Annotated in this window: 22 protein-coding genes and 1 tRNA gene; 19 read left to right on the top strand and 4 right to left on the bottom strand. The window is 47.1% G+C overall.

The annotated features are described in order from the left end of the window. Positions 1-7 precede the first annotated feature (7 nt). From DWX00_RS01725 to DWX00_RS01710, 4 genes are read left to right on the top strand one after another with little or no spacing between them, the layout of a single operon-like run. Positions 8-346, top strand: a complete 339-nt coding sequence (locus DWX00_RS01725; protein WP_118316685.1) for a hypothetical protein — start codon at positions 8-10, stop codon at positions 344-346. A 5-nt stretch (positions 347-351) separates the two neighbouring features. Beyond that, entirely contained in the window at positions 352-702 is a 351-nt protein-coding gene (locus DWX00_RS01720; protein WP_054751091.1) for a hypothetical protein, read from the top strand. Positions 703-723: 21 nt separating this feature from the next. Beyond that, the gene (locus DWX00_RS01715; RefSeq protein ID WP_118594544.1) at positions 724-1,818 is read left to right on the top strand and encodes a hypothetical protein; all 1,095 of its coding nucleotides are present in this window, start codon (positions 724-726) and stop codon (positions 1,816-1,818) included. 1 nt (position 1,819) lies between these two features. After that, a complete protein-coding gene (locus DWX00_RS01710; protein WP_054751093.1) occupies positions 1,820-2,002 on the top strand; it encodes a hypothetical protein in 183 nt (60 codons plus the stop codon). A 37-nt stretch (positions 2,003-2,039) separates the two neighbouring features. Here DWX00_RS01710 and DWX00_RS01705 read toward each other — a convergent pair whose 3' ends face one another. Then, positions 2,040-3,023, bottom strand: coding sequence for an exonuclease domain-containing protein (locus tag DWX00_RS01705; RefSeq protein WP_022400535.1), 984 nt, complete (start codon positions 3,021-3,023; stop codon positions 2,040-2,042). Between the two features lie 125 nt (positions 3,024-3,148). Here DWX00_RS01705 and DWX00_RS01700 point away from each other — a divergent pair, with 125 nt between their 5' ends. From DWX00_RS01700 to DWX00_RS01675, 7 genes are all read left to right on the top strand, one after another. Then, positions 3,149-3,400, top strand: a complete 252-nt coding sequence (locus DWX00_RS01700) for a helix-turn-helix domain-containing protein (RefSeq protein ID WP_022400534.1) — start codon at positions 3,149-3,151, stop codon at positions 3,398-3,400. Between the two features lie 124 nt (positions 3,401-3,524). Continuing rightward, positions 3,525-3,656: a hypothetical protein gene (locus tag DWX00_RS20275; protein ID WP_268874316.1), complete on the top strand. Its 132-nt coding sequence runs from the start codon at positions 3,525-3,527 to the stop codon at positions 3,654-3,656. A 114-nt stretch (positions 3,657-3,770) separates the two neighbouring features. Further along, positions 3,771-4,052 (top strand): hypothetical protein, encoded by a 282-nt coding sequence (locus DWX00_RS01695; protein WP_054751096.1) that lies wholly within the window; start codon positions 3,771-3,773, stop codon positions 4,050-4,052. Continuing rightward, entirely contained in the window at positions 4,042-4,230 is a 189-nt protein-coding gene (locus tag DWX00_RS01690; RefSeq protein WP_243037918.1) for a helix-turn-helix domain-containing protein, read from the top strand. Before DWX00_RS01695 ends, DWX00_RS01690 begins: the two co-directional genes overlap by 11 nt. A gap of 67 nt (positions 4,231-4,297) precedes the next feature. Next, positions 4,298-5,350, top strand: coding sequence for an IS30 family transposase (locus DWX00_RS01685; RefSeq protein WP_118594542.1), 1,053 nt, complete (start codon positions 4,298-4,300; stop codon positions 5,348-5,350). Positions 5,351-5,646: 296 nt separating this feature from the next. After that, a complete protein-coding gene (locus tag DWX00_RS01680) occupies positions 5,647-7,572 on the top strand; it encodes a DNA gyrase/topoisomerase IV subunit B (RefSeq protein ID WP_117805360.1) in 1,926 nt (641 codons plus the stop codon). 18 nt (positions 7,573-7,590) lie between these two features. Then, positions 7,591-9,846, top strand: a complete 2,256-nt coding sequence (locus tag DWX00_RS01675) for a DNA gyrase/topoisomerase IV subunit A (protein WP_118594541.1) — start codon at positions 7,591-7,593, stop codon at positions 9,844-9,846. Positions 9,847-9,971: 125 nt separating this feature from the next. Here DWX00_RS01675 and DWX00_RS01670 read toward each other — a convergent pair whose 3' ends face one another. Then, positions 9,972-11,372 carry a citrate/2-methylcitrate synthase gene (locus tag DWX00_RS01670; protein ID WP_118594540.1) on the bottom strand — a complete coding sequence of 467 codons (1,401 nt, stop codon included), beginning with the start codon at positions 11,370-11,372 and terminating at the stop codon, positions 9,972-9,974. A gap of 311 nt (positions 11,373-11,683) precedes the next feature. Here DWX00_RS01670 and DWX00_RS01665 point away from each other — a divergent pair. Further along, positions 11,684-11,756 (top strand) — tRNA-Thr (locus tag DWX00_RS01665). A gap of 192 nt (positions 11,757-11,948) precedes the next feature. Here the strand turns inward: DWX00_RS01665 and DWX00_RS01655 are convergent. Continuing rightward, entirely contained in the window at positions 11,949-12,596 is a 648-nt protein-coding gene (locus DWX00_RS01655) for an epoxyqueuosine reductase QueH (protein WP_118594539.1), read from the bottom strand. A 110-nt stretch (positions 12,597-12,706) separates the two neighbouring features. Between DWX00_RS01655 and DWX00_RS01650 the strand changes: the two genes are divergently transcribed. The 7 genes from DWX00_RS01650 to asd all read left to right on the top strand — a co-directional run bounded on the left by DWX00_RS01650 (position 12,707) and on the right by asd (position 19,274). After that, entirely contained in the window at positions 12,707-13,477 is a 771-nt protein-coding gene (locus DWX00_RS01650) for an ABC transporter ATP-binding protein (RefSeq protein WP_118594538.1), read from the top strand. After that, entirely contained in the window at positions 13,470-14,315 is an 846-nt protein-coding gene (locus DWX00_RS01645; protein ID WP_117812857.1) for an ABC transporter permease, read from the top strand. The genes DWX00_RS01650 and DWX00_RS01645 overlap by 8 nt, the downstream gene beginning before the upstream one ends. After that, positions 14,212-14,628: a hypothetical protein gene (locus DWX00_RS01640; protein WP_055217698.1), complete on the top strand. Its 417-nt coding sequence runs from the start codon at positions 14,212-14,214 to the stop codon at positions 14,626-14,628. The genes DWX00_RS01645 and DWX00_RS01640 overlap by 104 nt, the downstream gene beginning before the upstream one ends. Beyond that, complete coding sequence (locus DWX00_RS01635) at positions 14,625-15,563, top strand: DNA/RNA non-specific endonuclease (RefSeq protein ID WP_118594537.1); 939 nt, start codon at positions 14,625-14,627, stop codon at positions 15,561-15,563. Before DWX00_RS01640 ends, DWX00_RS01635 begins: the two co-directional genes overlap by 4 nt. Positions 15,564-15,634: 71 nt before the next feature. Continuing rightward, the gene (locus tag DWX00_RS01630; protein ID WP_147398226.1) at positions 15,635-16,528 is read left to right on the top strand and encodes a recombinase family protein; all 894 of its coding nucleotides are present in this window, start codon (positions 15,635-15,637) and stop codon (positions 16,526-16,528) included. Positions 16,529-16,721: 193 nt separating this feature from the next. After that, positions 16,722-18,101 carry an argininosuccinate lyase gene (gene argH / locus DWX00_RS01625; protein WP_118594579.1) on the top strand — a complete coding sequence of 460 codons (1,380 nt, stop codon included), beginning with the start codon at positions 16,722-16,724 and terminating at the stop codon, positions 18,099-18,101. An 87-nt stretch (positions 18,102-18,188) separates the two neighbouring features. Next, positions 18,189-19,274, top strand: coding sequence for an aspartate-semialdehyde dehydrogenase (gene asd, locus DWX00_RS01620; RefSeq protein WP_022463016.1), 1,086 nt, complete (start codon positions 18,189-18,191; stop codon positions 19,272-19,274). A 66-nt stretch (positions 19,275-19,340) separates the two neighbouring features. On the opposite strand, the gene DWX00_RS20670 is transcribed toward asd, so the two are convergent. Then, the gene (locus DWX00_RS20670; RefSeq protein WP_369123061.1) at positions 19,341-19,433 is read right to left on the bottom strand and encodes a DUF6783 domain-containing protein; all 93 of its coding nucleotides are present in this window, start codon (positions 19,431-19,433) and stop codon (positions 19,341-19,343) included. Positions 19,434-19,446 lie beyond the last annotated feature (13 nt).

Raw genomic sequence — 19,446 nt, 5'->3', positions numbered from 1 at the left:
TGGTAATATGGGCTTTATCATGGAAAATATCAGAGTTATAGGAATTGTGTACCTTATAGGTGCAATCATTACTTTTATTGGTTTATTTGCTTTTTTTATGTGGGCGGCAAAGGCAGATGCCAAGGAACAGGAATTATACCCGGAATATCCGATAGAAGATGAAAACGAACCATTCAGCTTGTACATAACGGTTGTATTTATTATTTCCATTATGACGGCAATTATATGGTGGGGCGTACCGCTTTTGTTGGGTGGGTTGCTTCTTTATGACAAGATAACGCAGGAGTACCCGCAGTTAATGGGTGGCATGAATGACACAGAAGAAAAAGAAAACGGAAAGGAATAGAGAAAATGGAAAAAGTACTTTTTTATGTAGCGGCAGCATTGATTGCTGTAATGGTTTTGACACTGTGGGTAAATATTATTGTGGCAATCACAAAAAAGGTTGTTGCGTGGGACAAGTTCCCGGTGCAGGTGTGGGTAATGATTGTAGCCATTGCCTCTACATTGATTACCGTAGCAGCATTTGCACAGTATTTTAATATTGCAATGTTGTGGTATTACTGGGTAGCAGCTATTGCGCTGGGCTTTTTGGTATGCTATGCGGCAATGTTTGGATATGACAACCTTTATAAGCAAATCATGGAAACTGTACAAAAGATAAGGGAACTACTGGCAGGAATCACAAAAGACGCTGAATAGAAAGAATGAGGATAAAACTATATGAGCGTATTGATTGGACACGCAAGCATCAGCGAGAACGGAACTATTAACGGAAAAAAGGGAGATCAGACGGGAAAAGAGGTATGTGTAAGAAACTTTTATAGTAAAACATGGGATTTTATAGCAATCCACCCGGACGCAAACGTAAGAGAGAAGCACGCAAAAGCGGTAGAGGCAGGCTGTGCAAATAACAATATCGGATACGGACAGGGCGATAGAAACACGCTGAACACAGAGGCAAAGAAAGTAAATTATGATTTGTCAAAAGTAGGGCTGTGCAATACGGACTGTAGCGAGTTCCAGAACGTGTGCGCCGTTGCATCTGGCGCAGCAGGCGTAACGCATGGCAGTAATGGGTGGACTACAGCAACCATGCGTAACGCATTAGAGGCTGCGGGCTACAAAATCATTACAGACAGTGCATTTCTGAAAAATGAAAATTACTGTGTAAGAGGTGCAATCTATGTAAAAGAAAGCTCACACACCGTATGCGGGCTGACAAATGGAACATACGCAGCACAGACGCTTGCAAAAGCCGGGATTGGCGGATACGCCGGAAATAACAACTATTCTGGCAAAGGAATTGGTACAGCGGTTGCAAAATGCGATATGAACATCAGAAGCGTAGCAGAAGTAAAGAGCAATACTGTATACAGTTCGATTAAAGCGGGCACAAAAGTAGAAGTGCTGGAGGTGTTGGCAAATGGCTGGTATAAGATTGTATGGGCGGGCGCATCTTGCGGCTATGCTTATACATCGAATACAAACAATAAGTATTATACATATACCGCCAACAGCAAAAACAACAGTACCAGTACCAGCGGCAGCAGTGGATTAAAGCAGACGCAGAAACCAGAATCAGCGTTGTGTTTTGATAAGACGCTGGCGGGTGCATATGTTGTTACAGCGGACAAATTGCACATGAGAGCAGGAGCAGGAAAAACAAAAGCGGACTATGGAACTATCGCAGAGGGTGGCAAAGTACATTGTTACGGATATTACAACAAAGAAAAGGGGACAGGTGCAAAATGGCTGTATGTTGCCTGCGGAAACGTAACGGGATACTGCCATAGCGATTATCTGAAAAGAGCATAATATGGACGCACAAACAGCGGGCAGAGTTTTGGCGGCGTTGGTAATATGTAGCGGGCACAATAAAGGCTGTGACGAGTGCCCGGCATACGATGTAGAAGCCACAGGAGAAGCACAGCAGAAACGATGCAATGAATTATTGAGCGATAGCAATATTGAAAAAGCGTTAGAAACAATGAGAGGATAAAAGAAAGGGTAGCGGTGTGAGCCGTTACCCTTTTTGCCTACTGATTTAAAACCAGATCATAAAATACGTTTTCAGATAAAATCTGTATGTCCTTGCCTTTTAAAATAAGTGATTCAGCCTTTTTCTGTTTATTGCTTTTACCGTCTTTTATGAGACTGCAAAAATCATTATTGCCGAGAATTAAATAATTTGTTTTGGCTGTGACGTTATCCCCACACTGCCCGCCGAGGTTTACCACAAGTTGCATGGCATCTTTACGCTGCATCTTTTCTAATGTGCCAGTGAATACACAAAGCTTGCCGTAAAGCGGGTGGCTGATATCAAAATTATCTGTAGTTGCCGTAATATCTTTTGCGTGTAGTTGGTGGCTGGAATAAGAAGCCTTAAAGCCGTCAAAGTCCCCATATTGTGAAACTGCATCAGAAAGCAATGCTTGATAGCAGGCGTTGCAGGCTTCACAATCAGCATAGGAGCGGTGCGCCGGGGAAGAAACTTTATAATGGGCGGCAACCGTTTCTAGTTTATGGTTTTTCAGTTCCGGCAGCAGTTTCCTTGCAAAGCGCATTACATCAACAAAAGAATTGGTAAAATCAATACTGTGCGTATCCTGCAATACGTCATAAATAAAATTGATATCGAAATTTACGTTATAGCCTACAAGGATATCAGAACCGACAAAATCATAGAAAAATTTAATTGCATCGGAAATGGCGGGAGCATCAGCAACCAGATCGTTTGTTATCCCGGTCAGTTCAGTTATAAAGCTGTCAATAGGTTCGGTGGGTTTAACAAGAGTAGTAAAAGAATCAACTAAAGAACCGTTTGAGTAGCGCAGTGCGGATAGTTCGATGATTTCACAATAACGGGAGTCCAGCCCGGTTGTTTCAATGTCGATTACCGTATAAGTATCTGGTGCGGCAATGAGGCTGTGCCCTTTATTTGGGCGGCTGGGTTTTTCTGATTTATCAGACGTAGTAACAAAAGGTTTCCCGTTTTCATCAATACCGATAGAAATGAACATAGTAAATACCCTCTTTCGTTTGAAAATTATAGTCATGCTGACCTTTAACACAATTATGCTTTTGAAATGTGGTAAAGTCAAGAAAAATTCTGATTATTAACACAAAGACGATAGGGGCGTACTGAATGAAAATATACGCATACAAAGGGAAAGATAATTTATGTGGGGAGCGCATAAGATTGGCAAGAGCGAAAAACAGAATTACACAAAGTGATTTAGCAGCACGTATGCAGGTAGCTGGGGTTACAATAGAAAGAGATTCAATAAGTCGGATAGAGCGGGGTACAAGAATTGTAACAGATTACGAATTGAAAATATTTTCTAAAGCGTTGGGCGTGAGCATGGAATGGCTGACAGACGAAAGCGGGACACTGTAACAATAGTTATGGTGTTTTTCTTTATAAAAAAAATACACCCAATGAGTAAAAAATAATTGACAAATGTACTCAATGGGTATATAATATAATTGTAGCAAGGGAACAGCGGGAAAGGAGTTAAAAAATGGAGAACGAAGAAATGAGCAAAGCCGATTTAATAGCAATGTTGGTATCAATTAGAGAAGTAGCAAGAACAAACGGGGAAACACATACAGTAGAACATATAGAAAAGATTCTTGAAGAAGTAAGAAAATAAAATAGAATAAAGGGAACACACGAGGGGCGGATACCTAAACAATCCTGCTAACCGCCCCAAGTGCTTAATTAGATTATAGCAGGAAAAAAATAAAAGGCAAGAGGTGTAAATGAAATGAAAGCAGTAAAGGGATACACAAAAAATGATTATATTGCAATCTGCCAAGAGGAAGATGGTGGAGAAAGTTTTAATTTCAAATCAATGAACGAAGCTGTTAAATATTTTGTGAAATTTATGCCGGGTTCTTTAAAAAAAGAAGCTATTGCAAGAATTAAGAATGATACAAATTGTGATTGGGTTTTCTTTGAAGATGGAAGCGTTATTTTTAGATACTACGGAAAAGGATATAATGAAACAATTATAAATGAAATGAGAGAAAATGGATATGGAGCGTAAGGAAACAGACAAAATGACGGTTGAAGAGGCACGCAAACAGCAGGGCATGAGCAGGCGAGAGGTATCGGAATGGTTAGAGATACCATATAGAACGCTGACAAACTGGGAGAATGGGGTACGGAGTTGCCCGCATTATATTGAAAAGCTGATAGTAGAAAAAATATTGCAGGGCAAATAACGAAAAGCACACAGAGAGCCGCAGGACAACAACGCCTGCGGCTTGTTTTACGAAAGAGGGCGGGAACATGGCAAATCAAAAGGGTAGCAGACAATTAAAGCACAATGATAGAATCAGATTAGAAGCCTTGTACAATGCAGGGCATAAGGTTGTGGAGATCGCAGAAATTTTGCATGTACACCGCAGTACAATTTATAACGAGCTGAAGCGTGGACAATATGAACATTTGAACAGTGATTATACAAGAGAAATGAGATACAGCGCAGACCTTGCACAACGGAAGTATGAGGAAAATTTAAAAGTGCGAGGAACGAAATTAAAGATAGGAAATGATATTAAGCTGGCAAATTACATAGAGGACAAAATAATAAATGAAGATTACAGCCCGGACGCAATCATAGGGGAACTGACAGCAGAGGGACGCTGGGGAGAATTTCAAACCAGAATATGCACCACTACGGTATACAACTATATTGATAAGGGAATCTTTTTAAAAGTAACAAATAAGGACTTGCCAGTAAAGAAGAACAAAAAACGCAAGTATAATAAGGTAAAGAAACAGAAAAGGGCAGAAGCAGGGGAAAGCATAGAGAATAGACCAGAAGCAATAAACAACCGGGAAGAGTTCGGACATTGGGAAATGGACAGCGTAATAGGACAGCGTGGAAAATCGAAAAATACATTGCTGACACTCACAGAGCGAAAGACACGAGCAGAGATTATTTTTAAATTGCCAGATCATAGTGCAGAGGCAGTAGTGGCAGCAGTTGACAGATTAGAGAAACGCTGGGGCAAAATGTTTAAGACGGTATTTAAGACTATCACAGTAGACAACGGTACAGAATTTGCATATTGTGCAGAGTTGGAGCGTTCAGCGATAGGCGAGGGGAAAAGAACAAAAATGTATTATTGCCACCCATACAGCAGTTGGGAGCGTGGCACAAATGAGGTAACAAATAAAATGGTACGCCGCCGAGTTCCAAAGGGTACAAATTTTGACGGACGGACAGAGGAAGAAATACAGGCAGTGGAAGAGTGGATAAATAAGTATCCAAGGCGCATACATGGGTATAAATCAGCAGGGCAGTTATTTGATGAAGAACTTAAAAGAATCAGTTAATCTATTAAAATGGTTTAATGGCTGGCTGGAAACGGTACAGCATTATTGGATTGCTTACAAAAAGAGCGGTAGAAACAGAATATACAATAAAAGTACATATGTTTTGTACAAAATGCCGATATTAAAATTTTGTCGAAAAAAAGGTTGAAATTTTTAGGAGATTCTTTCTTCTAAAGAAAATCTTGCTATTCCGGGAAGAAAAATGATATAATAAAATACTGTGCCCCCAAAATGGGACAGACAGAAGTATTTTTAAGAGAAAAAGACAGTAACACATAAGTGAGGATAGAACAGTTATGCCAAAAAAAGAAACGTATGATGCCAGCAGTATTTCCGTGCTGGAAGGTCTCGAAGCAGTGCGTAAGCGCCCTGGTATGTATATCGGAAGTACCTCGCGGAAAGGCCTGAATCATCTGATTTATGAAATTGTAGACAATGCGGTGGACGAGCATCTTGCGGGCTACTGCGACACCATTCACGTAACACTTGAAGCAGACGGCTCGGCGACCGTGACCGACAACGGCCGCGGAATCCCGGTCGGCATGCATGAAAAAGGCGTTCCGGCGGAGCGTCTCGTTTTTACAACCCTGCACGCCGGCGGTAAATTCGACAACAATGCGTACAAGACAAGCGGCGGTCTGCACGGTGTCGGTTCTTCGGTTGTCAATGCGCTTTCTACCTATCTTGACGTACAGGTCAGCCTCGGCGGCTGGGTTTATCACGACCGCTACGAACGAGGTGTTGCCGTACAGGAACTCGATGAGGATGGGCTGCTGCCGAAGATCGGAAAAACGAAGAACAGCGGAACCCGCATCAACTTCCTGCCGGATCCGGAAATCTTTGAGAAAACACGTTTTTCCGCAACAGAGGTCAAAAGCCGTCTTCATGAGACTGCATATCTGAACCCGGCGCTTACCATTTATTTTTCCGATCTGCGCGATGGAAAAGAGGAGCACCTGACGTATCACGAGCCGGACGGCATTGTTGGTTTTGTGCGCGATCTGAATAAGAATAAAGAGGCAATCCACGATCCGATTTATTTCAAAGGGGAATCTGAGGGCATTACCGTAGAATGTGCGTTCCAGTATATCAACGAATTCCAGGAAAACGTGCTCGGCTTCTGTAATAATATCTACAACGCTGAGGGCGGTACCCATATTTCCGGTTTCAAATCGACCTTTACGACGATTATGAACAGCTATGCCAGAGAGATCGGTGTCTTAAAAGAAAAAGACAATAACTTTACGGGATCGGATATCCGAAACGGTATGACCGCTGTTATTTCGATCAAGCACCCGGATCCGCGGTTCGAGGGTCAGACAAAAACGAAGCTGGACAACCCGGATGCGGCAAAGGCCGCCGGAAAAGTAACGGGCGAGGAGATTCCGCTGTATTTCGACCGCAATCTCGAAGTGCTGAAAAATGTTCTTGCCTGCGCTGAGCGATCTGCCAAAATCCGCAGAAGCGAAGAAAAAGCCAAGACGAATATGCTGACCAAGCAGAAATATTCGTTTGATACGAACGGCAAACTGGCAAACTGCGAGAAAAAGGACCCGTCGCTGTGCGAGATCTTTATCGTCGAGGGAGATTCTGCGGGCGGTTCCGCAAAGACGGCGCGTGACCGTAATTTCCAGGCAATTCTGCCGATCCGCGGTAAGATTCTGAACGTAGAGAAGGCTTCTATTGATAAAGTTCTGGCAAATGCCGAGATCAAATCCATGATCAATGCATTCGGCTGCGGCTTTTCCGAGGGTTACGGCAACGACTTCGATATCACAAAGCTCCGTTACGATAAAATTATCATCATGGCAGATGCCGATGTCGACGGTGCGCATATTTCAACGCTGCTGCTGACACTGTTCTACCGTTTCATGCCGGAGCTGATCTACGAGGGACATGTCTATATCGCGATGCCGCCTCTTTACAAGGCAATGCCGTCCCGCGGAAAAGAAGAGTATCTGTACGACGACAAAGCACTGGAAAAATACAGAAAGACACACAAAGAAAAATTTACGCTGCAGCGCTACAAAGGTCTTGGCGAGATGGACCCGGAGCAGCTCTGGGAGACGACACTGAATCCGGAGACGAGACTTTTGAAGCGTGTGGAGATCGAGGATGCCCGTATGGCCTCCGATGTGACGGAAGTACTGATGGGAACCGAGGTTCCGCCGCGGAAAGCATTTATTTATGAGCATGCAACCGATGCAGAGCTGGATATTTAACAGGAAGGACAAAGGAAGATGAAAGAAAAATCAGAAGATCAGATTATACGGACCGAATATTCTGAGGTCATGCAGAAATCTTATATTGATTATGCGATGAGCGTCATCATTTCCCGAGCGCTTCCGGACGTGCGGGACGGTTTAAAGCCGGTACAGCGCCGTACTCTGTATGACATGTATGAGCTCGGCATCCAGTACGACAAGCCGTTCCGAAAGTGCGCGCGTATCGTCGGCGATACGATGGGTAAATACCATCCGCACGGCGACAGTTCCATTTACAATGCTCTTGTCGTAATGGCACAGGATTTCAAAAAAGGGCAGCCGCTTGTGGACGGTCACGGAAACTTCGGGTCGATTGAGGGTGACGGTGCCGCTGCAATGCGATATACCGAGGCGAGACTGCAGAAAATTACACAGGAGGTCTATTTAAAGGATCTCGACAAAGACGTTGTCGATTTCGTACCGAACTTCGACGAGACGGAAAAAGAGCCGTCTGTTCTGCCGGTGCGCGTGCCGAACCTTCTGTTGAATGGCGCAGACGGTATCGCTGTCGGTATGGCAACAAGCATTCCGCCGCACAACCTGTGTGAGATTGTGGATGCGGTCAAGGCCTACATGAAAAACAACGACATCACCGTCAAAGGTCTGATGAAATACATCAAAGGACCGGATTTCCCGACCGGCGGTATTGTCGTCAATCAGGATGACCTGCTGTCGATCTACGAAAAAGGTGTCGGAAAGATTAAAATCCGCGGAAAAGTGGAAGTGGAGAAAGGCAGAAACGGAAAGCAGTATCTTGTGATCACCGAAATTCCGTACCCGATGATCGGTGCGAACATCGGAAAGTTCCTGAACGATGTGGCGGGGCTTGTGGAGAGCAAGAAAGCGCCGGAAATCGTCGACATTTCCAACCAGTCCTCGAAAGAAGGAACACGCATCGTGCTCGAACTGAAAAAAGGCGCGGATGTGGAGCGGATCACGAATCTGCTGTACAAGAAAACACGTTTGGAAGATACGTTCGGTGTCAACATGCTCGCCGTGGCAGATGGAAGACCGGAGACGTTAAGCCTTAAACAGGTGATCGAGCATCACGTTGATTTCCAGTTTGAAGTGGCAACCCGCAAATACCAGAACCTTCTCCGCAAAGAGATGGAGCGCCGCGAGGTGCAGGAAGGTCTGATCAAGGCATGCGATGTGATCGATCTGATCATTGAGATCCTGCGCGGAAGCAAGACACAGAAGCAGGTCAAAGAGTGTCTGATTATGGGAGTGACCGATGGTATCCGCTTCAAATCAAAGTCAAGTGAGCGTATGGCAGCACAGCTCTGCTTTACGGAACGCCAGGCAACGGCGATTCTGGAGATGCGTCTGCAGAAACTGATCGGACTGGAAGTGGAAGCACTCTTAAAAGATCATGAGGCGACTGTGGCGAAGATTACAAAGTACGAGGATATCTTAAATCATTACGACTCGATGTCGGAAGTTATTATGGAAGATCTGACGCAGATAAAAAAAGAGTACGGCCACAAGCGGAAAACGGCGATTGAGAATGCTGAGGCGATTGTTCTTGAGGAGCTGAAGGTCGAGGAGATGGATGTTGTCTTCCTGATGGACCGCTTCGGTTATGCGAAGACGATCGATACGTCTGCTTACGAGCGGAACAAAGAGGCTGTGCACAACGAGAACAAATATGTGTTCCAGTGCAAAAACACCGATAAGATCTGCGTCTTTACGGATCTTGGCATGATGCACAGCATCAAAGTAATGGACATCCCGTATGGAAGATTCCGTGACAAGGGAACGCCGATCGACAACCTTGGAAATTACAGCAGCCAGAAGGAGCAGATGATTTACGTCGATGCACTGGAAAATATCAAGAACAATAAGCTGCTGTTCGTCAGCGCGGCCGGTATGGTAAAACTTGTCGATGGATCCGAGTTTGATGTCGTAAAACGAACGATCGCGGCGACGAAGCTTTCATCCGAGGAGGACCGTCTGATTCTTGCCGAGGTCTGCCAGGAGCAGGAGTATGTGGTTCTGCAGACGAAAAACGGTGTCTTCCTGCGCTTCCTTACGAGTGAAGTGCCGGAGAAGAAAAAAGCAGCCGTTGGTGTGCGTGGTATCCGTATGGCAGAGGACGACGCGGTAGAGCATGCGTATCTGCTGGCAAGCCGGATGGATTACACGATCACGTATCACGACAAAGAGATTTCTCTGACAGCGAAGATTAAGCTGGCAAAACGAGATACCAAGGGAACAAAGATCCGGGTATAACGCAGAGTTTTGTTTATAACCATGAGAAGCACGCTCCGCGGGTTTTTCGAGAGATCACTTGGCAATAAAAGGACACCTGCCCGATACCAGAACGGTACGGGCAGATGTCCTTTTTGCATAATTTTTTAGTTATTTGAAAAACTGTGGGAAGTCTTTCTTGGGGTTCTTCTTTCAATGGCAACGTACGGACGATGATGACCGACATATTTATAAGCCGGACGGATGATCTTTCCTTCGTTGACAAGCTCTTCGATCCGGTGTGCGGACCAGCCGGAGATACGGGAGATAGCAAAGATCGGGGTGTAGAGCTCTTTTGGAAGGCCAAGCATTGCGTAGACGAAACCGCTGTAGAAATCAACATTTGCACAGACTGGTTTGAGCAGACGGCGCTTTTTGGCGATACACTCGCCGGCAATGCGTTCTACAGACTCATAGAGAGCAAATTCTTTCTCGCGGTGCTTCTCAGCGGAAAGCTTCTTTGCATATTCTTTCAGAATCACACAACGTGGATCGGACAGGGTATAAACAGCATGGCCCATACCATAGATAAGACCGGTTCCATCGAATGTTTCACGATCAAGCATTTTGGTCAGGTAGGTGCGCAGTTCGTTTTCGTCTTCCCAGTTTGTAACATTCTCTTCAATATTTTCAAACATCTCCATAACCTTCAAGTTGGCACCGCCGTGGCGCGGTCCTTTTAAGGAACTTAAAGAAGCCGCAACAGCAGAGTAGGTATCGGTTCCGGAGGAGGAGACAACGTGTGTCGTAAATGTTGAGTTATTTCCGCCGCCGTGGTCTGCGTGAAGAATTAACGCAACATCGAGAACCTTTGCCTCCAGAGCAGTGTATTCTCCATCCGGGTGAAGCATCTGCAGAATGTTTTCAGCCATCGACAGCTCCGGTTTCGGATTTCGGATGATCAGGTTCTGGTTTTCGTGGTAGTGGCGGTATGCATGGTAGCCGTAAACGGCGATCAGCGGCATTTTGGCGATCAGACTCAAAGCCTGGCGGAGGACGTTCGGAATGGAAATGTCATCCGGCTTTTCGTCGTAGGAATACAGGGTCAGCACACAGCGCTGCAGAGTATTCATCATGTTTTTGCTGGTTGCCTTCATGACAACGTCGCGGACAAAAGTGTCCGGCAGCTCGCGGTAGATACTTAAAATTTCGTTGAAATCATTTAACTGCGGTTCTGTCGGAAGAGAACCGAACAGAAGAAGATAGGTAATCTCTTCAAAACCGAAGCGTCGTCCTTCCATACCTTTGATCAGATCTGCGACGTTATAGCCCTGAAAATAGAGACGGCCATCGGTCGGAACTTTTTCGCCGGTGCGCTCATCAATATCGAAGCCGATAACATCGGAAATTTCGGTCAGGCCGGTGAGAACACCTTTACCGGTGGAATCACGCAGTCCCCGTTTTACATCGTACTCAGTGTATAAAGATAAATCAATCTTTCCGGAATCTTTCGTATACTCTACAAGCTGACTGAGCTTGTCTTCCAGATTATCGTATTGCATGGTCATGACAACAGCCCCTTTCTTCCTTTAGTTAAAAACTATACTTACTTTTTTGGCGGTTGTCAATGCTTTTCTTTCAAAATACATTAATTTTTATAAGGAAAAGTGATGGTTTTCCTTAATTTTTGAAAGCAAGGACAAAGTTTATGCATAAAATTTGCGTCAGGGATGTGAAAACAACAAGGATGAAAACGGCAGGAAATCAGTGGGGCGGAACAAATTTTAGAAAAAGATTCATAAATTTCAAAAAAATGCTTGCAATTTCAAAAAAATACGGTATAATAATGATTGTGTCATTCAGAAAATGAATTTCACAGGCCGAAATAGCTCAGCCGGTAGAGCACTTCACTCGTAATGAAGGGGTCGTCAGTTCGAATCTGATTTTCGGCTTATTCTTTAGAAACCCGCAGGACGTAAGGTTCTGCGGGTTTTCTGGTATCATGAGAAATATGACAGAAATACGAACGCCCTTTGCAGGAAAAAGATCTGCTGCAAAGGGCGTTTGCTGTTACAAGTTTCAGGAAAATCAGTTCGTACAGCATATCCTGACGGAGCTTTTGGCCGGACACTTCAAAGAGCACATCAGCTGTTGCCATTTTCCTGTGCTGCCACCCGTGCGTCGCGTTCCCGGCGGGAAAAGACGCAGCCGCAGTAGTCCTGGCGGTAGAGGCCGTATTCGTGGGAAAGTTCGATGGAACGCTGGTAGCCGCCCCGTTTCTTGAAATCTGAATTGAGATATGGGATCCTGTATTCGGCGGCAAGCCGTTCTCCGATTTCATTCAGCTTTTCCGCGTTTTTCAGCGGGCTGATGGAGAGGGTTGTTGTAAAATAGTCGAGTTTGAGCTGCTTTGCCATTTCGGCCGCTTCGCGGAGCCGCATTTCATAGCAGACAAAACAGCGCTCGCCGCCCTCCGGCACATTTTCCATCCCGCGTGTCAGCTCATAGAACCGGTCAGAATCGTACGGTCCGGGGCAGAAGGAAATCGGATGCACGGCGGGAAGAGAATGGATCAGACGCTGCTGTTCCTCCACGCGGTGCTCGTACTCCGTCGGTGGATAGATGTTGGGATTATAGTAAAAGAGCGTAATGGAAAAATACTGCGACAGATATTCCAGCACGTAACTGCTGCACGGCGCACAGCAGCTGTGCAGCAGCAAGGTCGGAACTTCACCGTGAAGTCCTGCAATCTTCGCATCCAGCTCCTTCTGGTAATTTCTTTTATTGGTCATAATGTATCTTCAAACCTCCTGGTATCTTTCAATCCTTTCTATTATAGCCTCAGCGCGGCTGGGATGCAAGCTGCATATGATATCTTATAGATAGAGGAGGATGCAAAAAAATGGATGATCAAATCCTGTCATTAGAGCATATATCACTGTCCTATCACACCATGAAAGGAGAAACACCGGCGCTGTGCGATCTGACCTTTTCGGTAAAACCGGGGGAATTTGTTGCTCTTGTCGGACCGAGCGGCTGCGGAAAGAGCACGATCCTGAACTTGATTTCCGGTCTTTTAAAGCCGGAGGCGGGAACTCTGCTGAGCCGCGGACGGCCGATCACGGAGGCGGATCTCCATATCGGCTACATGCTGCAGAGAGACCACCTGTTTGAATGGCGGACCATCTACAGCAACGTTCTGCTGGGCCTTGAGATTTCGCGCACGCTGACACCCGAGCGGAAAGAAAAAGTTGGGGAGATGATGGAGACATACGGCCTGAAATCCTTTTCCAATGCCCGTCCGTCCGAACTTTCCGGCGGTATGCGGCAGAGGGCGGCACTGATCCGTACACTGGCGATGGAGCCGGATCTTCTGCTGCTTGACGAGCCGTTTTCCGCTCTCGACTACCAGACGAGGCTGAACGTCTGTGATGATATCGGAAAGATCATCAAAAAAGAGGGAAAGACAGCAATTCTCGTGACACACGATATTTCGGAGGCCATCAGCATGGCGGACCGTGTGATTGTTCTGGCGGCACGGCCGGCATATGTGAAAAAAAAGATTCCGATCCGGTTTGCGATGGAGGAGCGCACGCCGATGAAAGCGCGCAGTGCGCCGGAATTTAAAACGTATTTCAATGCCATCTGGAAGGAGCTGAATGAAAATGCGTGAGCAGGCAAAAACGCCGGAGAGCAGCTTTCAGAGGGCGTATCTCCGGCAGAAAAAAAGAGAACGGGAGCAGGTGCGGGTGTTTCGGGCTTTGCTTCTCGTCAGTTTTCTGGTATTATGGGAGGTGGCGGCGGATCTGAGATGGATCGATCCGTTTATCTTTTCCAGCCCTGTGCGGGTGGGAAAAACGTTCGTGACCCTGCTGACGGAGCAGAACCTTCTGCGCCATATCGGGATCACGGTGTATGAGACGGGAATCAGCTTTCTGCTCGTCTCGGCACTTGGCATGGCGTTCGCTGTGCTTTTGTGGCTCTTTCCGCGCTTTTCTGCGGTGATGGAGCCGTACCTGGTAGTCCTGAACAGCCTGCCGAAATCGGCGCTCGCCCCGCTTCTCATTGTGTGGATGGGGGCAAACGTGAAAACGATCATCACGGCCGGCATTTCCGTTGCGATATTCGGCTCGGTGATCAGCATTTACAGCAGCTTTCAGGGTGTGGAGCCGGATATGCTCCGCCTGATTGCAACACTCGGCGGAACGAAGAAGGATATGCTGTTCCGCGTCGTGCTGCCGTGGTCGCTTCCGGGGCTGCTCGCCGTGTGGAAGGTCAACATCGGCCTGTGCCTCGTCGGTGTTGTAATCGGAGAGTTTATCGGGGCAAGAGAGGGGCTTGGCTATCTGATTATCTACGGCAGTCAGGTGTTCAGATATGCACACGCAAGAGAAGGGAGGATGACAGATGATTGGAATCGTATGTCTGGAAGAACGAAGAGGAATGCAGTTTGGCGGACGACGCGTTTCGCGGGACCGCGTGGTAACGGAAAAAATCTGCGAACTGTGTGAGGGGAAAACGCTCTGGATGAATCCGGCTTCGGAAAAGCTGTTCGCGGAGCAGAAGGAGAGTGGGAAGGTAACACTTCAGGCGGCGGCAGATTTTCTGGAGCAGGCAGGCGAAGGAGAATACTGCTTTGTGGAGAATACGGGACTGCAGGCTGTGGAAGCGAAGATAGAGAAAATCATCGTTTTCTGGTGGAACCGGCATTATCCGTCTGACCGGAAATTCGACCTGGATCTTTCCAAATGGAATAAAGTGTCCGAGGAGGAGTTTGCAGGCTATTCCCATGAGAAAATAACGAAAGAGGTATATGAGAAATGAAAAAACCAAGAAAACAGCTTCTGCTGCTGGCGGCGCTTCTTGTTCTGACACTGACCGGCTGTGAGGCGCAGGATCTTCTCTCGACGGAGAGAGCAGATTCCGGTTCGGAGGTTACGGCCGCTTATACGATGACGGAATCCCAGATTACCGATCAGGCACCGACGGCCGTTTCAGTTCTTGATGTTTCGGAGTTTTCCGGTGAACCGTATGTCGTTTTAAACGGAAATGAGCCGGATTTTACCGATGAGGAAAAGACGACCGAGTCGTACGAGCATTACAGCAATCTGGACAGCCTGGGACGGTGCGGCGTGGCAGAGGCGAATATCGGCCAGGATCTGATGCCGACGGAGAAGCGCGGCGTGATCGGCCAGGTAAAGCCGACGGGCTGGCATACGGTAAAATACGATCAGGTGGAAGGTAAATATCTGTACAACCGCTGCCATCTGATCGGATACCAGCTGACCGGTGAGAATGCAAACGAGAAGAATCTGATCACTGGAACACGTTATCTGAATGTCGAGGGCATGCTGCCGTTTGAAAACATGGTTGCCGACTACGTCAAAGAGACCGGAAACCATGTGCTGTACCGCGTTACACCAATTTTTATCGGGGACAACCTTGTAGCGGACGGTGTGGAGATGGAGGCACTTTCCATGGAAGATGACGGCGAGGGCATTTCCTTCCATATCTTCGCATACAACAATCAGCCGGGCATCTCAATTAATTATGCAACGGGAGACAGCACGTTAAGCGAAAGCAGCGGAACGATGACGGATCAGCAGGAATATGTCATGAACACATCCAGCATGAAATTCCACCTGCCGTCATGCTCCAGCGTCAGCTCGATTAAGGATGAAAACAAGGCGACATATCAGGGACCGCGCGAGGACCTGATCGCCGAAGGCTATGAGCCGTGCGGACGGTGCAATCCGTAAAAGAAATTACAAAAAGAGGGTCGGAACTTTCCGGTCCTTTTTTCTATATAGTAAAGAGAAGCATCTGGAAAGTGAGACAGGAGATGGAAGAGGAGAAGCTGCGTGCGGTTTATTATGCAAGGTGCAGCACCGAGGAGGAAAATCAGAAGGATGCGCTGGTAAGGCAGGCGGCGGAGGCGGAAGAGGCAATCCGGGCAAGAGGATGGAGGCTTGTGGATGCCTACGTGGAGAGCCGCTCCGGTACGAGCCGGAAGGGCAGATGGGAATATAACCGCCTGTACGAGGATCTCGAGCAGAACAGGTTTGATGTCGTCGTAATCAAGTCGCAGGACCGCCTGATGCGGAACACGCGGGACTGGTATCTGTTCGCAGACCGCTTAAACTGCGCCGGAAAGCGGCTGTATTTTTATCTGGAGAACACATTCTATTCGCCGGAAGACGCGCTTCTGACCGGCATTAAGGCGATTCTGGCGGAGGAGTACAGCCGGGAGCTGAGCAAGAAGATGAATCTGGCGCACCAGAAACGGCAGCAGAATAATGGAAAGCCGGTGCTGACCTCAAAAAGTTATGGTTACCGGCGGACGGCAGACGGAGCGATTGAGATCATCCCGGAGGAGGCCGCAGTGAAGCGCCGTATGTACGAACTCTGTGCAGACGGTCTCGGCGGACGGAAAATTGCGGCGGTTCTGGCAGCGGAGGGCGTCCGCAGCCGCGCCGGAAAACCATTCTCTGGAACAGACATTATCCGCATGGTGCGGAATCCCATGAATAAAGGCACCGTAGTCATGAACAGGAAGCATTACGATTTTAACACCGGAAAAACGCTCCCTACACCGCCGGGCGGGCAGTACGTCTATGCGGGGAAAATTCCTGCTATCGTCTCTGAAGAGCTCTGGATAGCGGCAAATCGGGCGGCTGACGAGCGTCTCTGCCGCAAAAAGGTGGGCAAATCTGTTCAGACTTGACTGGGTAATCCTGTCCATCCTGATTCTCTGCCTCGTTGCGGCAGGATTGTACGGCATCTTGGGCTGGCTGGAAAAAAACTACACAAAACGCCGAAATTCGGGAAAGTAGGTGATTTGACTTGCAAAGGAAGGTTGGATGCTTGTATAATAATGCATGATAATTTAAAAAACTTACAGGAAAAGAGGAATGAAAATGGCACAGTTATGGGGCGGACGGTTCACAAAAGAGACCGACAAGTTAGTGTATAATTTTAATGCATCCATCAGCTTTGATCAGAAATTCTATAAACAGGACATCAAAGGCAGCATGGCACATGTAAAGATGCTGGCAAAACAGGGCATCCTGACAGAAGAGGAGAGAGACCAGATTCTTGCAGGACTGGAGGGGATTCTTGCCGATGTGGAGAGCGGAAAACTGGAAATCACCAGCGAATATGAGGATATCCACAGCTTCGTGGAGGCAAACCTGATCGACCGCATCGGAGACGCCGGAAAGAAGCTGCACACCGGAAGAAGCCGCAATGACCAGGTAGCCCTCGATATGAAACTTTATGTCCGCGATGAGATCACCGAGATTGATGCACTCGTCAAAGAGGTGCTGGTAACACTTGAAAAAATCATGGAAGAGAACATTCACACCTATATGCCGGGATTCACCCATCTGCAGAAAGCACAGCCGATCACACTGGCACATCACATGGGCGCATATTTTGAAATGTTCCGCCGCGACAGAGGCCGCCTTGCAGACATCTACAAGAGAATGAATTACTGTCCGCTCGGTTCCGGTGCGCTGGCTGGAACGACGTATCCGTTGGACCGCGCTTACACAGCAGAGCTGCTCGGCTTTGACGGCCCGACCTTAAACAGCATGGATTCCGTATCCGACCGTGACTATGTCATTGAGCTCCTCAGTGCTCTTTCTACGATTATGATGCATCTTTCCCGCTTCTCCGAGGAGATTATCATCTGGAATACCAATGAGTACCAGTTTGTGGACATCGACGACGCATACAGCACCGGAAGCAGTATCATGCCGCAGAAAAAGAATCCGGATATCGCAGAGCTTGTTCGAGGAAAAACAGGCCGCGTTTACGCAGCTCTGATGTCAATGCTCACCACTATGAAGGGAATCCCGCTGGCGTACAACAAAGATATGCAGGAGGATAAAGAGCTGACCTTCGATGCCATCGACACCGTAAAAGGATGCCTGGCTCTGTTCAATGGCATGCTTTCTACCATGTACTTCAAAAAAGACCGCATGGAGAACAGTGCAAAGAACGGTTTCACGAATGCAACGGACGCAGCTGATTACCTTGTTGGAAAAGGCGTTCCGTTCCGCGATGCACATGGCATTGTCGGCCGTCTCGTTCTGTACTGCATTGACAAAGGAATCTCCCTTGATGATATGAAACTCGAAGAGTACAAAGCGATCAGCCCGGTCTTCGAGGATGATATTTATGATGCCATCAGCATGAAGAACTGCGTAGAACGACGCAACACGATCGGTGCGCCGGGAGCAGATGCGATGCAGGCTGTCATCGAGCAGAATAAAAAATATTTACAGGAAAATTGAAAAAACAGTTGCAATTTTGAAAAAATTGGTATAGTATGACATGAGACGCACAAATGTACGCCACAGAAGAACAAGGAGATGAAACCAATGGAGCAGAAATTGAGAGTAGGAATTTTAGGAGCAACCGGTATGGTAGGACAGAGATTTATTTCTCTGCTGGAGAACCATCCGTGGTTTGAAGTTGTGACCCTGGCAGCAAGTCCGAGAAGTGCCGGAAAAACATATGAGGAAGCAGTCGGCGGACGCTGGAAAATGGATACTCCAATGCCGGAAGCAGTGAAAAAGCTCGTTGTGATGAATGTAAATGATGTAGAGCATGTGGCATCTACCGTAGATTTTGTATTTTCCGCTGTTGATATGTCGAAAGATGAGATCAAAGCGATTGAAGAAGCATATGCAAAGACCGAGACACCGGTTGTTTCCAACAACAGCGCACACCGCTGGACACCGGATGTTCCGATGGTAGTTCCGGAAATCAACCCGGAGCACTTCGATGTTATCGAGTTTCAGAAAAAACGTCTGGGAACCAAGAGAGGCTTTATCGCTGTAAAACCGAACTGTTCAATCCAGAGCTATGCACCGGTATTAACGGCATGGAAAGAGTTCGAGCCATATGAAGTGGTTGCAACCACATACCAGGCAATTTCCGGAGCAGGAAAAACCTTCAAAGACTGGCCGGAGATGGAAGGCAACATCATCCCGTTCATCGGCGGAGAAGAAGAGAAGAGCGAGCAGGAGCCGCTTCGTATCTGGGGTAAAATTGAAAACGGCGTGATCGTAAAAGCAACTGAGCCGAAGATCACCTGTCAGTGTATCCGTGTTCCGGTATTAAACGGACACACCGCAGCTGTTTTCGTAAAATTCCGCAAGAAACCGACGAAAGAGCAGCTGATCGAAAAACTGGAGAACTTCAAAGGCCTTCCGCAGGAGCTGAATCTGCCAAGCGCACCGAAACAGTTCATCCGTTACATGACAGAAGATAACCGTCCGCAGGTAACACTGGATGTCAACTACGAGAACGGTATGGGAATCAACGTAGGCCGTTTAAGAGAGGATTCCATCTACGACTGGAAATTCGTAGGTCTGTCCCACAACACGGTCCGCGGCGCAGCAGGCGGAGCAGTACTTTGTGCAGAGACACTGGTTGCAAAGAAGTTTATCGCTGCAAAATAATGCTTAGAATGATATAAAAAACGCCTCTGAAACGTTTTGGGTTCAGAGGCGTTTTTTGTGCATGGATCAAAAGAATATAGCATGTGTTTGAAACATCGTTCCTGCAATCTGCACGCCCAACTTTGCAGGATATCGAAAGCAGCAAAAAAGAAGCGCCATACGGGAAAATTCC

Origin of the sequence: Blautia sp. AF17-9LB, assembly GCF_003479185.1 — a bacterium.
GTDB lineage: Bacteria > Bacillota > Clostridia > Lachnospirales > Lachnospiraceae > Fusicatenibacter > Fusicatenibacter saccharivorans.
This window is presented reverse-complemented; position numbering and strand designations above follow the sequence as displayed.